The sequence below is a fragment of the Synechocystis salina LEGE 00031 genome (assembly GCF_015207985.1).
GTDB classification, from domain to species: domain Bacteria; phylum Cyanobacteriota; class Cyanobacteriia; order Cyanobacteriales; family Microcystaceae; genus Synechocystis; species Synechocystis salina.
The window spans coordinates 15,770-32,404 of sequence record NZ_JADEVV010000035.1 but is presented as its reverse complement, the minus strand read 5'-3'; the positions used below and the strand labels follow the sequence as shown (position 1 = coordinate 32,404).

Annotated in this window: 15 protein-coding genes; 8 read left to right on the top strand and 7 right to left on the bottom strand. The window is 46.3% G+C overall.

Annotated features, from left to right (window positions below):
- Positions 1-21: 21 nt before the first annotated feature.
- From IQ217_RS12535 to IQ217_RS12525, 3 genes are all read right to left on the bottom strand, one after another.
- Positions 22-2,283: a sensor histidine kinase gene (locus IQ217_RS12535; protein WP_194020195.1), complete on the bottom strand. Its 2,262-nt coding sequence runs from the start codon at positions 2,281-2,283 to the stop codon at positions 22-24.
- 27 nt (positions 2,284-2,310) lie between these two features.
- The gene (locus tag IQ217_RS12530; protein WP_194020194.1) at positions 2,311-2,751 is read right to left on the bottom strand and encodes a hypothetical protein; all 441 of its coding nucleotides are present in this window, start codon (positions 2,749-2,751) and stop codon (positions 2,311-2,313) included.
- A 185-nt stretch (positions 2,752-2,936) separates the two neighbouring features.
- Entirely contained in the window at positions 2,937-3,686 is a 750-nt protein-coding gene (locus tag IQ217_RS12525; protein WP_194020193.1) for a phycobilisome rod-core linker polypeptide, read from the bottom strand.
- A 238-nt stretch (positions 3,687-3,924) separates the two neighbouring features.
- Here IQ217_RS12525 and IQ217_RS12520 point away from each other — a divergent pair, with 238 nt between their 5' ends.
- Positions 3,925-4,629, top strand: coding sequence for a response regulator transcription factor (locus IQ217_RS12520; protein WP_190598789.1), 705 nt, complete (start codon positions 3,925-3,927; stop codon positions 4,627-4,629).
- Between the two features lie 35 nt (positions 4,630-4,664).
- Here the strand turns inward: IQ217_RS12520 and IQ217_RS12515 are convergent, their stop codons facing one another.
- Positions 4,665-6,320: an ATP-dependent DNA helicase gene (locus IQ217_RS12515; RefSeq protein WP_194020192.1), complete on the bottom strand. Its 1,656-nt coding sequence runs from the start codon at positions 6,318-6,320 to the stop codon at positions 4,665-4,667.
- 14 nt (positions 6,321-6,334) lie between these two features.
- On the opposite strand from IQ217_RS12515, the gene psb28 reads away from it, so the two are divergent.
- The 5 genes from psb28 to IQ217_RS12490 all read left to right on the top strand — a co-directional run bounded on the left by psb28 (position 6,335) and on the right by IQ217_RS12490 (position 8,865).
- The gene (psb28, locus tag IQ217_RS12510) at positions 6,335-6,673 is read left to right on the top strand and encodes a photosystem II reaction center protein Psb28 (RefSeq protein ID WP_010871246.1); all 339 of its coding nucleotides are present in this window, start codon (positions 6,335-6,337) and stop codon (positions 6,671-6,673) included.
- A gap of 24 nt (positions 6,674-6,697) precedes the next feature.
- Entirely contained in the window at positions 6,698-7,909 is a 1,212-nt protein-coding gene (locus tag IQ217_RS12505) for a DUF4336 domain-containing protein (protein WP_194020191.1), read from the top strand.
- A 27-nt stretch (positions 7,910-7,936) separates the two neighbouring features.
- Complete coding sequence (locus IQ217_RS12500; RefSeq protein WP_190598786.1) at positions 7,937-8,167, top strand: DUF433 domain-containing protein; 231 nt, start codon at positions 7,937-7,939, stop codon at positions 8,165-8,167.
- Positions 8,164-8,496, top strand: coding sequence for a DUF5615 family PIN-like protein (locus IQ217_RS12495; RefSeq protein WP_194020190.1), 333 nt, complete (start codon positions 8,164-8,166; stop codon positions 8,494-8,496). The genes IQ217_RS12500 and IQ217_RS12495 overlap by 4 nt, the downstream gene beginning before the upstream one ends.
- Before the next feature lie 129 nt (positions 8,497-8,625).
- Positions 8,626-8,865, top strand: a complete 240-nt coding sequence (locus IQ217_RS12490; RefSeq protein WP_228024184.1) for a hypothetical protein — start codon at positions 8,626-8,628, stop codon at positions 8,863-8,865.
- A gap of 25 nt (positions 8,866-8,890) precedes the next feature.
- Here IQ217_RS12490 and IQ217_RS12485 read toward each other — a convergent pair whose 3' ends face one another.
- A complete protein-coding gene (locus IQ217_RS12485; protein ID WP_194020189.1) occupies positions 8,891-9,478 on the bottom strand; it encodes a Uma2 family endonuclease in 588 nt (195 codons plus the stop codon).
- Positions 9,479-9,656: 178 nt separating this feature from the next.
- Here IQ217_RS12485 and ligA point away from each other — a divergent pair, with 178 nt between their 5' ends.
- Entirely contained in the window at positions 9,657-11,666 is a 2,010-nt protein-coding gene (gene ligA / locus IQ217_RS12480; protein WP_194020188.1) for an NAD-dependent DNA ligase LigA, read from the top strand.
- A gap of 123 nt (positions 11,667-11,789) precedes the next feature.
- Here ligA and speA read toward each other — a convergent pair whose 3' ends face one another.
- Both speA and psbA read right to left on the bottom strand, forming a co-directional pair.
- Positions 11,790-13,769 (bottom strand): biosynthetic arginine decarboxylase, encoded by a 1,980-nt coding sequence (gene speA / locus IQ217_RS12475; protein WP_194020187.1) that lies wholly within the window; start codon positions 13,767-13,769, stop codon positions 11,790-11,792.
- Between the two features lie 146 nt (positions 13,770-13,915).
- Complete coding sequence (psbA, locus tag IQ217_RS12470; protein ID WP_194020093.1) at positions 13,916-14,998, bottom strand: photosystem II q(b) protein; 1,083 nt, start codon at positions 14,996-14,998, stop codon at positions 13,916-13,918.
- A 670-nt stretch (positions 14,999-15,668) separates the two neighbouring features.
- On the opposite strand from psbA, the gene ppk2 reads away from it, so the two are divergent.
- Complete coding sequence (gene ppk2 / locus IQ217_RS12465) at positions 15,669-16,535, top strand: polyphosphate kinase 2 (RefSeq protein ID WP_199309704.1); 867 nt, start codon at positions 15,669-15,671, stop codon at positions 16,533-16,535.
- Positions 16,536-16,635: the final 100 nt, after the last annotated feature.

The following is a 16,635-nucleotide window of genomic DNA, read 5'->3' as shown; positions in this document are numbered from 1 at the left end:
TGCCGGCCGTAACTGTGAAAATTAAGCTCGGGGCAAACGGTTATAACGTTGCAAACGGATGGTAACTGTCGTTCCTTGGTCGACAGCGCTTTCTAGCAAAATACTGCCACGGTGTAGATCGACGCATTTCTTGGCAACCATTAAACCGAGTCCTGTTCCCGCAATATTCCTGACATTTTTACCCCGATGAAAGGGTTCAAAAATTTGCTTCTGATCCTCCGACGAAATACCAATACCTTGATCGGTCACTTCAAAAATAATATTTTCTGAATCTAGGCTTAGGCTGATTTTTATCTGTCCTCCGTCGGGGGAGTACTTGATCGCATTAGATAGTAAATTTGATAGGATAGACCGCATTAATCTTTCATCCACCAATGCCTTAGTATCTTGATCGCCACAGATAAAGTCAAAATAATATTGATCACTGACACTTAATTGAATTTCTTCAATAAATTGCTGGAACAGTGATTTTAAATCTAACCAACTGGGATTAAATTCTAATTTGCCTGCTTCCGCCCGGTTAATGATTAAAATATCATCCAAAAGCTGGACCATATTTTTCACGGAATTTTGGATACGATGCAAGTTCCGGCTACGCTTATCGGGATCAAGCCAAGCTACTTCTGAATTCTCCAGTAATTGAGCCGCCGCTAAGGCCGTACTGAGGGGAGTGCGAAATTCATGGGAAGCCATGGAGAAAAAACGCGTTTTTAAGCGACTTAATTCCTTTTCCCGTTCTAGGGCGAGGCGAACTTCCTCGGTGCGGCGTCGTTCAGTGACGTCCCTTTGCACAGCAATCCAATGGGTATAGAAACCCGTTTTATCGGCAACTGGTACAAGGCTAAATTCTACCCAAAATTCACTGCCATCTTTACGATAATTAATTACTTCAACAGTAATGGATTGCCATTGACTAACGGCTTGTCTTACCTTATCTAATTCAGTGCGACTGGTTTTTGGCCCCTGTAAAACTCGGGGGGTTTTGCCTAGCATTTCTTCGGCAGCATAACCGGTAATTTTAGTAAATGCTTCATTGACATAGAGAATTCTCGGGCCGGGATCGTCGATGGGTTCTGCTTCCGTGATCACCACTGCATCATTGGTGTGAACGACTACGGATTGTAATAAACGAATCTGTTCTGCTTGCCGTTTTTGTTCAGTAATGTCAGTCACAACCGCCACTAACCCTGCAATATTTTCTTCACTATCTAATAGGGGAGCAGCGGAAAGGACAATTTCAATCCAGCTACCATCCTTTTTTTGACATTTTAATTCTAAGCTAGGGGAGGCAATGCCTAATAAAATTTCCTGTTTAAATTGCTGATAATCTTCCACCAAAATGTCCGATGTCAATAGTTCTGGATGGGCAATAATTTCTGCTTCTGCCCAACCAAAAATCCGTTCCGCCGCAGGATTCCAGATCTGAATTTGGTCTGCTAAATTAAGGGTAAAAATCCCCCTAGGGGAGGCTACAATGAGAGATTGCAGGGTGTGATTGGTGTGGCGGAGAGCTGCTTCGGTTTTTTGTCGTTCGCTAATTTCTACCCTCAGGGATTGGTTGGTGGCGGCAAGTTGCTGGGTACGTTTTTCAACTCGGTTTTCCAAATCTTTATTGAGTTGCTGTAATTGCTCATATAATTCCGATTGTTGAATGGCGATCGCCACCTGATTGGCCAATTGTTTCATTAACTCAACTTCCCACGGTTGCCATGGCCGGATAAAAGCACATTGGTGAGCAATTAGGAGGCCCCAAAGATAGGGAAATTCTGATTCATTGCCTAGGGAAGAAGAACGATCATGTTGAAGAATGGGAACCACTAATTTTGATTGCACACCAAACTGTTTGACGAAATCAGCTAGGCAAACTTCTACGTCATCCTGGTCGATGTTATTAATGGCCCGTACCTTACCTTTGGTATAGGCTTGATGATACTCAACAGGAAAAACTTCGTCGGAGAAAGTTCGCCCTAAAATACTAGGATAATTTGCATTAACTGATTCGGTAATGGCACTGCCTGTACCATCTTGCCAAATGCGATAAATTAAAACTCGATCAACGTGCAACAGGGTTTTAACTTCAGCGACGGTGGTATTTAAAACCGTTTCCAAGTTCAAGGATTGGCGGATATGCTGGGTAATTTGATTAATAAATCGTTCCCGTTGAGTTTGTTGCTTGAGGCTAATTTCAATCTTGCGGCGTTGCTGGTTTTGTCGGTACCACAAATAACAGGCAATGGCGATCGCCAGAAAAACAAATTCGATTGGAATTAGAAATTTGCCCATAGATAAGCGGATCCCAAAGGAAAAACCTTAATTAAATTTTTGTTTAACAATAATTTTCATGATTTTTAACAATAAAGCTAAATCCTGATCCTTGGCAAAAACACCATCAATCTGAGGCAGATAACTGCGAGCTTGCAGCGTGATCTGACTGTCGGCATAATCCGTAATTAGGAGCAGGGCTGGCGGTTTAGCAGACAAGTTTTTGATAATGGTAATTAAATCTAAAGTAGCTGAAATATCAATTGGTTCATATCTAATACCGCAACCAACTAGGATGGAGTGATATTCTCCAATGTCAACACGGTTAAATAGAATATCCTGGAAATTGATGGCAGAAATTTCAAAGTTTGGGCATAAAAACCGCTTGACCGATTGATACCATTGCCGATCCATTTCTAGGATACCAATCTTTGCCCTCGCTTTTTTGCGGGATGGGGCAGATGATTTTTTACCGCCTAGTTTCAACATTAAAGTCTGGTCTCAAATACAAAGTCTGCAAAGTTTCGAAGCATTAAACCAGAGAACAAATAGTTAAACCACGAAATATTTCTAGCAAAAAACCCTGGCCGTTCAACCGCCTAAGTCCCCCCATGGAGGGGGATGGACCGGTATAAATTTTTTCAGCCCTAAGCTCTGCTTTGACATCGCAAAAACTACAGTCCGATAATGCCCCAGGCACTAAGGGCAACGGCGATTAACCCCAAACTGACCAATGCTCCCCCACCATAAAGAACTACTTTGCCGGCTAAATAAACTCCGGCGGGATAGGGTTGCTTTTGCCATTCCCAACGGTAAGTTAGGGGAGCTTCGTTGCGGAAGTAGCCGATCGCCTCTAATTTTTCCCGATGATCAGCACCGTAACGGGGCATGCGGGCAAAGGGTAACTCACCACTAATCCGTTGGGGCAGAATGCGCCGCCGTTGATAGGGCACGGTATCGTAGCCAAAGTTTTCCAAATATTCCTGACTATTGAGCAGTTCATTGATGAAGCCGGGTAAACCCTTGGTGGCAATCACAATTGACCAAGCAATTTTCTCTTCTTCACTATAAACATCTCGACCCAGTAATCGTTGAATACACATTTGTGCAAAACGATAATTATTATTTACTTCAAAATTACGGCGACGAAAATTATCCGAAAGAGCTAAACCACGGATAAAATCCCGCACAGTAATTTGCTGATTTTTTAATTGGGATTCCAAGGCAATCTGCCGATTACTTTGAATCATTTGTTGCTCGTTGAACACCTGACGATAGGCCGCGGCAATCAGATTATCCATGCCAGAGGGGGAAAGGGTGCCCTCCGTGGTGAAAATGCGGGCGTGTTCATCTCCAGAGACTTCGTAGTTGGCAACCCGTTGATTCTGACTGACGGGGGAATAGGCAATTAAAGGCAGTGTCATAGATAAAGTTAGTTATTAAGCTTAAAAGTTGATCAATGCCCAGTCAATGACTGGTATGTGTTGGTATCAAAAATGCAATCCTAACAAAGTGAAACAGAAGAAAAGGGGGAGAAAGTCGTAAAGAAATCGGAAAGTTAGCTTATGTGTTTGAAACTGTTACATTTCGCAACATGAATTAACCCAGACCCGTTCACCCCTTCAGGTAAGCTGAGGTTGATAGAGAAAAGCACAATGGGCCATGAGAATTCTTTTAGTGGAGGATGATTTGCCGCTGGCGGAAACCCTTGCAGAGGCATTGAGTGATCAGCTTTACACCGTTGACATTGCCTCCGACGCTTCCCTGGCCTGGGATTATGCTGCCCGACTGGAATATGACCTGGTTATTTTGGATGTGATGCTACCGGAGTTGGATGGGATTACGCTCTGTCAAAAATGGCGATCGCACAGTTATTTAATGCCAATTTTGATGATGACCGCCAGGGATACCATCAACGATAAAATCACCGGTTTGGATGCCGGAGCCGACGATTATGTCATCAAGCCGGTGGATTTGGGAGAGTTATTCGCCAGGGTGCGGGCATTGTTGCGCCGAGGTTGTGCAACCTGCCAACCAATTTTGGAATGGGGACCGATCAAGCTGGACCCAAGCACCTATGAAGTTAGTTACGATGACGAAATTTTGCCCTTGACCCGCAAGGAATACAGCATTCTGGAATTGCTACTCCGCAATGGTCGCCGGGTTCTGAGTCGGAGCATGATTATCGATAGCATTTGGAATTTGGAGAGTCCCCCGGAGGAAGATACGGTCAAGGTCCATGTGCGGAGTTTGCGACAAAAATTAAAAAGTGCTGGTTTATCAGCAGATCTAATTGAAACGGTCCATGGCATTGGGTATCGTCTTGCCAATTTGGCGGAAAAGCCTTTGTGCCAAGGGAAAAACTAGCCCGGAAAACCATGCTCCCCCATGGAAAAATCTGTTCAATCCCTTTTCTGAGCCGGTGTTATTTGGGGTAGATCCTGGGGATCAAAATAGTTTCTTTTGCCGTAGGGCGCTAGGGCTTTGAGTACTTCCCGGCCGTAACTGCGGGAATTGACCCGGTCATCGAGGATGGCCAACCAGCCCCCGGACTCCCTTAGGGGTAACACGGCTTGCTGTAAGTCTTTCAAGGCCACCGGCAGTAAATAGTCCCGGAACCAGTCTTGATGATGGCGTTTGTGGTGTTGTACTCGTTTGGCCACCAGGGGATTTTCCAGGGAGGGAATGGGTAAAGTGCCTAGGATCAGCAGGGCCGGCGGGGGAAACTGTTCCCTTTGGGCGCACCAGTATTGCCAACCTGCCACTAAAATGCCAGGAGCAAAGCTGGGGGTGGGTTCCACTTTCACTCCAGAGCCTAACTTGGCCGCTAGTTGGCTGCCCAGTTGAGCTTTGAGAGGTAGATCATCGAGCAAAATCACCACAAAGCTGTCCGGTTGCACGGCGATAATTTCCGTCAGAATGCGTTCAATTTCCGTTAGTAAAGTGGTTTGGAAAGCTGGGGTATTGGGTAAAGGTAGGCGATCGGGTAGGTAAATGGTTAGGGCATCCTGCAGACGGTGGGGCGAAAATTTTAAGCACAGTAAATTTCCCAAACCTAAGGTTTTGCAATAGGTGGGGGCGGTTTTCTCCGCGTCTAAAAAACTGCCGATGAGCACAAAGGCGGCTTGATTGCTTTCCGGCCCTCCATCAAGAGAATCTCCCTGACCTTGATCGGAGCTTTGCCAAATTGGTTGTAGCCAGGGTTGTACGTTGACCGGACTGACGTGGAGACTTATTTTGCCCTGCTGTCGGTCCACTTCGGCCCAGAGGAGATGGTTATCGGTTTGTTCTTGCCAAAACTGCCAGAATTGCTGAATTTTGTCCGTCTTTTGCTGTTTAGCTCCATTTTTAAACTGGCGATTGGCTAATTGTTCCATCACCGCTTGGTTGAGGTCTTGGAGTTCTTCTCCATCAAGGGGATAAAAACCATGGGGATTGATGGGACGAGCGAAGAGGGACTGACTGAGGCGGCTCCAATGGGTTAGAACTTGGTCTTGACTCTGGGGAGTTTGGGCAAAGAGGGGTTGGAGGGTATTCCAATCTAGGTGATGGGAAAGAAAATCCCTTGTCCAATCTTCTAAATGTTCCACCTGCTCGATCGCCGTGAGGGCGGGGACATTATTGGGCAATGACGCTAAATTTTCCTGCAACCATTGGTCTGGAGTAAGAATTTCCGGCCAGGTAATGACCAAATCAGGATCATTGCTTTGTAGGGCCGTTTGCAAAGTTGGCAAAATCACCGTTTCTAAATCCTGCTGCCGTTTAGGGGTGGTGACCAAACGAACGGGCTGATCACTGAGCAAACAGGGCAACAGATAACTGGGGCCGTAGGTGGGGGGTAAACAACCGGTTTGGATCAGGGCCGATCGCCGTAGTCGCAGAGCCCGGGACACCAAACGACCCATGGTCAAGGAATGGGGCCAGGGGGGAATGGTTTGTTGGCGCTGTTGGGCTTTGAGCAGGTGGTGAACTTGGGTTTCGAGTAGTCCCATGGGGGTGTTTTTTCGGCCACTACCGGGATCTATGCCATGATGGGAAGTTAACGAAATTAATGTCATTAAGGTAAAAAAACATGGCTGAAATTCAATTTTCCAAGGGAGTTGCAGAAACCGTTGTCCCAGAAGTGCGCCTCAGCAAGTCGAAGAATGGGCAGTCCGGCATGGCAAAATTCTATTTCTTGGAACCGACAATTCTAGCGAAAGAAAGCACCGATGATATTACCGGCATGTATTTAATCGACGACGAAGGGGAAATTATCACCAGGGAAGTGAAGGGCAAATTTATCAACGGCCGTCCCACGGCGATCGAAGCTACGGTGATCCTCAATTCCCAACCGGAATGGGACCGATTTATGCGCTTTATGGAGCGCTACGGCGCAGAAAATGGCTTAGGTTTTTCCAAATCTGAATAATTTTTCAATTTTTCATCCTCCTCGGTGACGATGCGGCAATCCCTTTCCCGATCTTCCCAACCCAGTCCTAGTCAGACTTGGCCCTACTGGTATCTGGTGCCCATTTATCCCTACAGCCAAAGGCAAACTTTGTTGCGGGAATTGGTACCGGACACCATTTGGGTGTTGGAGCAGGTACAGGGAATTTTTTATGTGGTAGTACCCATCCGCATGACGGTGGTGCGCCTGAATACGGGGGGATTGCTAGTTTACTCTCCCATTGCTCCCACGGAAGAATGTTTGCAATTGTTGGGGCAACTAACGGCCAAATATGGCCCAGTCAAATATATTATCCTACCCACCATTTCTGGGTTGGAACATAAGGCCAATGTACCTTTCCTGGCCCGTCATTGTCCAGAAGCAACGGTGTATGTAGCCCCAGGACAGTGGAGTTTTCCCCTTAATTTGCCCCTTAGTTGGTTGGGCTTTCCGGTTGGTCGGACCAAGATCTTGCCCGCTGATAGTGCCGAAACTCCCTTTGCCGGGGAATTTGATTATGCTTACCTCGGGCCGTTGGATTTACGGCTCGGTAAATTTGGTGAAGTGGCATTTTTCCATTGGCCTAGTCATACTTTGTTGGTGACGGATACCCTCTTGGTTTTGTCAGAAAATCCCCCCCCAGTGTTGGCACTAGACCCCACTCCCCTAATCTTCCATGCCAGGGATAAAGCTGGCGATCGCCCGGAGGATACTACCGCCAATCGAGCTAAGGGATGGCAACGCATTTGTTTATTTTCTCTTTATTTCCAAGCCAGTACCCTAGAAGTTCCTAATTGGAACCAGGTGTTGCAAGAAGCAAAACAAGTTGGCGATCGCCGTCGGGAAAATTATTTTGGTTTATATCCCTTCCAGTGGCGGGGGGATTGGCAGAACACGTTTCAAGCCCTGTGGGGCGGTGGCAAAGTAAGGGTGGCTCCCATTCTGCAAGAGCTAATTCTCAACCGGGAACCGGAAGTAGTATGGCAATGGGTAGAAAAAATTGCCAGTTGGCCAGTGGAAACCCTGATTCCCTGTCACTTTTCCGCTCCGGTGGCTACTAATGGAGAACAAATCCGCCAAGCCTTTAGTTTCTTACAACAATCCACCACTAACAATGGGGAATTATTACCCCAAGAAGATCGGCAAATTCTGCAACGCATTGACCAATTCTTGATGCGTTGGCGCATTACCCCACCACCGGCTAGTAAACGTGAATAAACTATAAAAGATTAGCGAGAATTTACAATGAATTATAGAAACTACATTACGATTGAACCCAATAAACGAGGAGGTAAACCTTGTGTACGCGGCTTGCGTATCACTGTTTATGAAGTTCTCGAATATCTAGCTTCTGAGATGACTGAGGCGGAAATTCTCGAAGATTTTCCCGATTTGACCCGAGAAGATTTAAAGGCTTGTATTGCTTATGCAGCTGACCGTGAAAGTCGATTGATGATTTCTCCCCTGTCTGCATGAAATTATTATTTGACGAAAATCTCTCTCCCAAATTGCCCATTCAATTGGGCGATCTTTTTTCTAATTCTCTTCATGTACGAGATGTTGGAATGGAGGCAACAATTGATCCTACCGTTTGGGATTACGCAAAAAATAATGACTTAATGATTGTCTCTAAAGATGCAGATATGCACGATCTTAGTCTGGTGTTTGGTAGTCCTCCCAAAGTTATTTGGCTTCGATTAGGAAACTGCTCGACTTTACAAGTTGAAAATTTACTACGTCGAGAATTTAGCATGATTCAATTATTTTATGAAGATAAAAATTCATCTTTGCTCGCCCTTTCATAGTCAGATAAGTACGTGGTCTTAAACAACTCCACAAATAATAAATCATTCTCTACAATGAGATATGAGGTGGATCTTTAAAGTCCACTTTGCCCTCATTATCTGTATGTTGTCTGACCAAGGAGAATCTGCATGGACCCAATAAAAGACAGCCATAAAATTTTTAAAAGTCTTGCAGAAAAATATGGAAATAAGAATATATCTCATAAAGTTCAAGTCGCAGATTTTTTTAAAGATCTTCTTGAAGCAACAGGAGGTTTGATAATTGTTGATTTTTTAGACATGGAAAACTGGGATGTCATTGAAAGTTTTTCCTTTGATGAGAAGTCGGAGATTCTTACCCTTGTTTTATTCCGATCGCCAATTTCGTAGACTAGTTTTTCATGGCGATCGCCGTTTATTTTGATTGAGCCGTAAACCTTTGGATTGCCTCTAGGCGAGAGGGCATCAATATGCATTCCTCCAGCAGTGAAAAATTCAAACCTGGAAGTAATTTGCTGGTAGGAATTTCTTGATACCAATCGCCTTCTAGAGAGTAAATGGAGAACTTTTTATCCTGCCACATCCAAACTTCCTGAATACCCAACCGTTGATACTTTTCAAGCTTTTTCGGAGTACCACTGGTGACATTCACCTCAATTGCCAAATCAGGATGTTCCTTTTTTTCGCCAAGGTAATAGGATTCATCCGGCTCAAACGATACCGATTTCTCCCTTGATTCACGGGTTGCACTACCGGCTGGGAAAAATTCAATACCCTGGGAGAACAAATAATATTCAATCAAAAATCCAATTATGGTTTTGATGGATTCGTGGTATTCTCCCAAGGTCATGAACTCAATTACTCCGTCAAAATAGGTAATACGCAGCCCTGAGCGCTGTTCCATCACTGCTTGAATCGTCTTAAAATCTTCCCAACTGTGACGACCGGGTAGGATAAAATTTTGACTTTCACTGAGAGTTAAAGGAGAAGTGGCAACGGTCATGGGGACGGCCCTCGGCTTGGGCTACACAAATGCTACAGTCTCTATGTTAATCGCCCTTGGAGTGAAAGGCGTACCCTGTAACGTGTCCCTGGGAAATCGTCCCATTATCTCTTCTGTAACCCTCTAGAAGGAGGCCAATTTCTGCTAGAGCAAGCCTTTTGGACAATAGACATAAGCTATGACCACCGCCGATCGCCTTTTGCAACTGCGCCAACAACTCCAAAAAGCTAGCTACGCCTACTATGTGCTAGATGCACCGATTATGGAGGATAGCGTTTATGACCAGCTTTATCGGGAACTACAAAAACTAGAGGCAGAAAACCCGGAGCTCATTACCCCCGACAGTCCAACCCAACGGGTGGGGGAACAACCCGCTAGCCAATTCTCCGCCGTTACCCACAATATTCCCCTCTACAGCCTGGAAAATGCCTTTAACGTCCAGGAACTACAGCAGTGGCAGGAACGGTGGCAACGCATTGCCCCAACCATTGAAAAAGCTGAATACGTCTGTGAGCTCAAAATTGACGGCTCGGCGATCGCCCTGACCTATGAAAATGGTTTGTTGGTGCGGGGGGTCACCAGGGGAGACGGCACCACCGGGGAAGAAATTAGCCAAAATATTAAAACCATTCGTTCCATTCCCCTGAAATTGAATTTGGATAATCCGCCCCCAACGGTGGAAGTGAGGGGGGAAGCCTTTTTGCCCCTGGCGGAATTTAATCGCATCAATCAAGAACGGGAAGCCCAGGGAGAAAGCCTATTTGCCAATCCCCGCAACGCTGCCGCCGGCACCCTCCGCCAATTGGATTCCAAAATTGTCCACCAAAGACGCTTACAATTTTTTGCTTACACCCTCCATTTACCAGGGCAAGAAGAGCAAATTCAAAGTCAATGGCAGGCCTTGGAATACCTCAAAAAAGCTGGTTTTATGGTTAATCCCCATTGTCAGCTTTGTGAAGATTTAGATGGAGTAGTGGCATATTTTGAAGACTGGGAAGGGGCTCGCCAGCGCTTACCCTATATGACTGATGGGGTAGTAGTGAAAATTAATCAGTATCCACTGCAAAGCGAGTTGGGATTTACCCAAAAATTTCCCCGCTGGGCGATCGCCTTAAAATATCCCGCCGAAGAAACTCCCACTGTGGTCAAAGCCATTGAAGTCAATGTGGGCCGCACCGGCGCAGTCACTCCCCTAGCAGTGATGGAGCCAGTACAGTTAGCGGGCACAACGGTACAACGGGCTACCCTGCATAACCAAGACCGCATCCGAGAATTGGACATCCGGGTGGGAGACACGGTAATTATTCGCAAAGCGGGGGAAATTATCCCCGAAGTGGTGCGGGTAATGACAGAATTGCGCCCGGAAAATACCACTCCCTACATTTTTCCTTCCCATTGCCCCGCCTGTGGTTCCCCTTTGGTGCGCCCGTTGGAAGAAGCCGTCACCCGTTGTGTCAATAGTTCCTGCTCCGCCATTTTGCAAGGCAGTTTAATCCACTGGGCTAGCCGCAATGCGCTGGATATTCAAGGTTTGGGGGAAAAGGTTGTGATTACGCTCTTGGAAAATCGGTTAGTCAACTCCATTGCTGATTTGTACCGTTTACAGGTAGAGCAATTGTTGGCATTGGAACGCTTTGCCCAAAAATCCGCCGAAAAATTAGTTACCGCCATTGCAGCTAGTAAAAACCAACCCTGGAGCCGCATTTTATTTGGTTTGGGTATCCGCCATGTGGGGCAAGTCAATGCCAAATTACTCAGCCAACAGTTTCCCACCGTGGAAAAACTGAGCCAAGCCAGCATTCCCGACCTGGAAGGGGTCTATGGCATTGGCCCAGAAATTGCCGAAGCCGTGGTTAATTGGTTCAGGAACCCTGGCAATCAACAATTGATTCAAGATTTACAGGAGTTGGGTTTGGCATTGGCAGACCACGGCATTGATCAGACCAGAACTGACAGCGGCAAATTAAGGGGCAAAACCTTTGTGTTAACCGGAACTTTACCCAATCTCAGTCGCACAGAAGCTCAGGAATTAATTGAGCAGAGCGGCGGCAAAGTAACCAGCAGTGTAAGTGCCAAAACTGATTATGTTCTATTGGGGGATAAGCCCGGTAGTAAGGCCGCCAAGGCGGAAAGTTTAGGGATTAAATTACTATCGGAGGTAGAATTTTTACAATTGTTGGAGCCATAGGCAAATAGTCTGGTTTAAACAACATTGCGATGGGAGAGCAAGCAAAGTTGACCTAATCTCGGCACTATTTTAGGGGGCTCCATAGACTAGACTACAACAGCACTGTTATTGCTTCCTAGCAGGTCAGCTTAGATAGGTGTAGCGTCGTAAACTTTGCTCATAATCTTCCAACAGCCGTCGAGATTCCTCTAGGGTAATCTGCCCATTACTGAGGGCTAATTCCGTATGACGCCGCAGACCCTCGAGTAAATCATCGGAATCGTACTGGACATAGCCTAAAACTTCGGTCATGGTATCCCCCCGCACCACCGACTCGATCTGATAACCCTGGGGAGTGGTGGCAATGTGAACTACATTGATGTCGCCAAATAAGTTGTGCAAATTACCCATAATTTCTTGGTAAGCACCGACTAAAAACATACCTAAATAGTAAGGATTACCATCATTTTCTAGGGGGTGAACTTCCAGGTAGGGCTTGACATCCCACAGGTCAATAAAGCGGTCAATTTTGCCGTCACTATCACAGGTTAAATCGGCTAAAATCACCCTTTGACTAGGCTTTTCATTGAGGTGATGAATGGGCAGAATAGGAAAAAGTTGATCCAAAGACCAGGATTCTGGTGCTGATTGAAAAACCGACAAATTAACGTAGTAAATATCGGTCATTATTTTATCTAGGGCCTGAAAATCTTCGGGAATATACTCCAACTGTCTAGTAATTTCAAAAATTTTACGGCAACAAGCCCAGTGAATTTGTTCTGCCTGCCCCCGTTCAGTCAAGGTTAAATAACCAAAGTTAAAGAGACTGCTAGCCTCGGCTTTTAATTGCAGAGCGTCATGGTATTGCTCTTGGTATTGTGCCGTTGTAATAGTTTCGTAACATTCCCACAGATTTTTCAGCAGGGGATGGGCATTTTGGTCAGGGGGGTGGGGTTCACTAAAGCCCGCATGGTTACTGCCCAACACATCAAAAACTAGCACCGACTGATGGGCCATAATCGCCCGCCCACTTTCGCTCACTAGGATGGGAGGGGCAATGTGCCCAAGCTCACAGGCATCTTGAATGGCCGCCACAATATCGTTGGCGTAGTTCTGCATATTGTAATTTTTCGAGGCGGGATAGTTGGTTTTGGAACCGTCATAGTCCACCGCCAAACCGCCGCCCACATTGAGGTAGCGCATTTTGGCCCCCAACTTGACCAGCTCCACATAGAGTTGGCTGGCTTCCCTCATAGCTTCTTTAATCAGGGCAATGTCTGAAACTTGGGTTCCCAGATGGAAATGGAGCATTTTCAGGCAATCAAGGCAGTTATTTTCCTCCAGCCGACGAATCATCGTCACAATATCCGGCATGGTCAGCCCTAGCTTGGCCCGATCGCCCTTGCTGGAGGAAGTTTCCGAGGATTTGGATGACTGACAACTTAACCGGGCCCGTACCCCCAACATAGGTTTAATATTTAACTGCTGGGAGATGTGTAGTACCCATTCTAGTTCTCGCAGTTGTTCAACGATTATGATGGGGCGATGGCCCAAACGCTTGGCCAACAGGGCCGTTTCTAGATAATCCTGGTCTTTATAGCCATTGCAGATAATTAGGGGTTTGGCATGTTTGTCCTGACGGTCTAAGGGAGGCGGTAGGGTGGCCAGGGCGATCATCAGTTCTGGCTTAGACCCCGCTTCCAGTCCACATTGGGACGTTTGGCCAAAGCGCACCAAGGCCTCCACCAAATGCCGTTGCTGGTTACATTTAACTGGATAAACCGCCTGATAGGTGTTGGGGTAATTGTAACGGGCGATCGCCTTGGCAAAACAACTATTCAACCGTTCTAGGCGATCGGCAAGAATATCGGAAAAACGAATTAATAGGGGCAAGCCTAATTTCCTTTGCCGCAAGGCCTCCACCAGTTCTAGTAAATCTAAGGAGCCGCCCCGATCGCCGTTGGGGGAAACCGTCACGTTACCCGCCGCATTGATGGCAAAATAGGGTGCGCCCCAAGCCTCAACTCGGTAAAGGGTCTCGCTTTCCTCAATGCTCCAGGCAGTATTTTTTTTCTTTGACTTCTTGCCCAATTGTTTTTCCCCCGGCAAAGGTTCTTCCCCCATAATCCCTCTGTTTAAGATTAATCCATCTTTTCATGGTAACTGCCCCGGACTCTCCGGCGATCGCCTGGTTGCTGACCAAGCAAAAAGCACCCCCCGGAAAGGAGAGTGCAATTCGCTGATTATTCAATTGGTGTTACACCAAGGAATTAACCATTGATAGCAGGAGCGGTCAAAGCCACAGGAGCTTGCTCCCCAGAAGCCAAGTCGAGGGGGAAGTTGTGGGCATTGCGTTCGTGCATTACTTCAAAACCGATGTTGGCACGGTTCAACACATCAGCCCAGGTGCCGATTACACGACCTTGGCTATCCAAGATGGATTGGTTGAAGTTGAAACCGTTCAGGTTGAATGCCATGGTGCTTACACCCATCGCAGTGAACCAGATGCCGATTACAGGCCAAGCACCCAAGAAGAAGTGCAAGGAACGGCTGTTGTTGAAAGAAGCATATTGGAAGATCAACCGACCAAAGTAGCCGTGAGCGGCAACGATGTTGTAGGTTTCTTCTTCTTGACCGAATTTGTAACCGTAGTTCTGGGATTCAACTTCGGTGGTTTCACGCACCAAGGAGGAGGTTACCAAGGAACCGTGCATGGCGGAGAACAAGCTACCACCGAATACACCAGCCACACCTAACATGTGGAAGGGGTGCATCAGGATGTTGTGCTCAGCTTGGAACACGATCATGAAGTTGAAAGTACCAGAAATACCCAAAGGCATACCATCAGAGAAGGAGCCTTGACCAAGGGGGTAAATCAAGAATACAGCGGTGGCAGCGGATACGGGGGCAGAATAAGCCACACAAATCCAAGGACGCATACCTAAGCGGTAGGACAATTCCCACTGACGACCCATGTAGCAGAAGATGCCAATGAGGAAGTGGAATACTACCAACTGGTAAGGACCACCGTTGTACAACCACTCATCTAAGGAAGCAGCTTCCCAGATGGGGTAGAAGTGAAGCCCAATGGCGTTGGAAGAAGGTACAACAGCACCAGAGATGATGTTGTTACCGTAGAGCAAAGAACCAGCAACGGGCTCGCGGATACCGTCGATGTCGACGGGAGGGGCGGCGATGAAGGCAATGATGAAGCAGGTGGTGGCAGTTAAGAGGGTGGGGATCATCAAAGTACCGAACCAACCGACATAGATCCGGTTGTTGGTAGATGTCACCCACTGACAAAACTGTTCCCACAAGGAAGCGCTTTCGCGCTGTTGGAGAGTCGTTGTCATTTGGTTATAATTCCTTATGTATTTGTCAAGGTTCAGATTAGAACTGACTGTTAACACTTTAAAGGATTATTGGGGCTTTTGTAAAGCTTTGTAACGGAAAATTAATATAGGCAATGTTTATCAACAAGATGAGTTTTTCTTTTGCTTGCGTCTGCGAGGGGAGATTCTCCGCTAGGTAAGTGGGGCAGGAAAAACCGGAAAAACGAGATCGAACGGAAGGGTGCTAAACCATTCCATGTTCACCCTCAAGTTTCCCCACATCACCTAGATGGTATTTTCTCCCGACGGACTCGGATATTTTTAGCATCCAAGATAGAAGATATGTGGTATTTAACTGGCAGGAAAATTTTGCTCCTGACCGCTAAATTTCACCATTCATTAATGCTCCTATCTGTTTTTTTAGTTAAGTTTAGTAAATTTTTCATTGTCCAAGAAATTAAGTTAGGTAATGTTTTTCTCCCATAGTCCAAGTTCAGCTTCTAGGGAAAAAAATCCCCAAATAACTTGATATTTCGTAGCATTCAACACCGATCAATTGTTATTTGTCTCTAAAATAGATCTGAATGCGGACACCTCTGTTAAAGCAGGGGGAGGGGGGGATGACTAGATGCTCATATCAAGGTTTTTTAACCTTTATAGACCAGTAACCTAGGAAATTACAGGAATTGGAATGACAAAAAAATCCAAAAAAGCCAAGCAAGATAAACAAAGTTTGACTACGGATCAAGTGCCTCGCTTGTCAGAGGGAGAAGGTAGCTCCAAACTCCCAAAGAAAAAGTATGAAGATGAACTAGCTCGATTACAGCTTGAATTAGTGAAAATGCAATATTGGGTGAAACACACTGGCACCCGCATTGTCATTTTGTTTGAAGGGCGGGATGCCGCTGGCAAAGGGGGAACCATCAAGCGCATTACCGAACCCTTAAATCCCCGGGGCTGTAGGGTCGTTGCCTTGGGAACCCCCAGTGATCGAGAGAAGACGGAATGGTATTTTCAGCGTTACGTTCCCCATTTACCTGCCGGGGGAGAGATTGTTTGCTTTGATCGCAGTTGGTACAATCGTGCTGGCGTGGAACGGGTGATGGGATTTTGCACTGAGGAGCAGTATCAAGAATTTATGCATACATGTCCGGAATTTGAACGGATGTTGGTTCGTTCTGGCATCATTTTGCTGAAATATTGGTTTTCAGTCAGCGATGAAGAGCAAGAACGGCGTTTTCAGTCCCGTACTACGGATCCTGCCCGTCGTTGGAAACTCAGTCCCATGGATTTGGAGTCAAGGGACCGATGGGTAGAATATTCCCAGGCTAAGGATAATATGTTTGCTCACACTAATATCCCAGAAGCTCCCTGGTTCACGGTGGAAGCCGACGATAAAAAACGGGCTCGTCTTAATTGTATTAACCATGTTTTAAGCAAAATTCCCTATGTTGATATGACCCCAGAGCCGCTGGAGTTACCTCCCCGGACGATCGCCCCCCATAGTTACGTTCGTCCCCCCCTCAATGAACAATTCTTTGTACCACAAAGGTATTAGCAAGCCTTAAATAGTGTTTTAAAAGCCCCCCTCATTACAGTCGCTTTAATGGATCGATTCAGGGGGCAGACTGGAACTGGGGAAACAGAATTTTAGGACG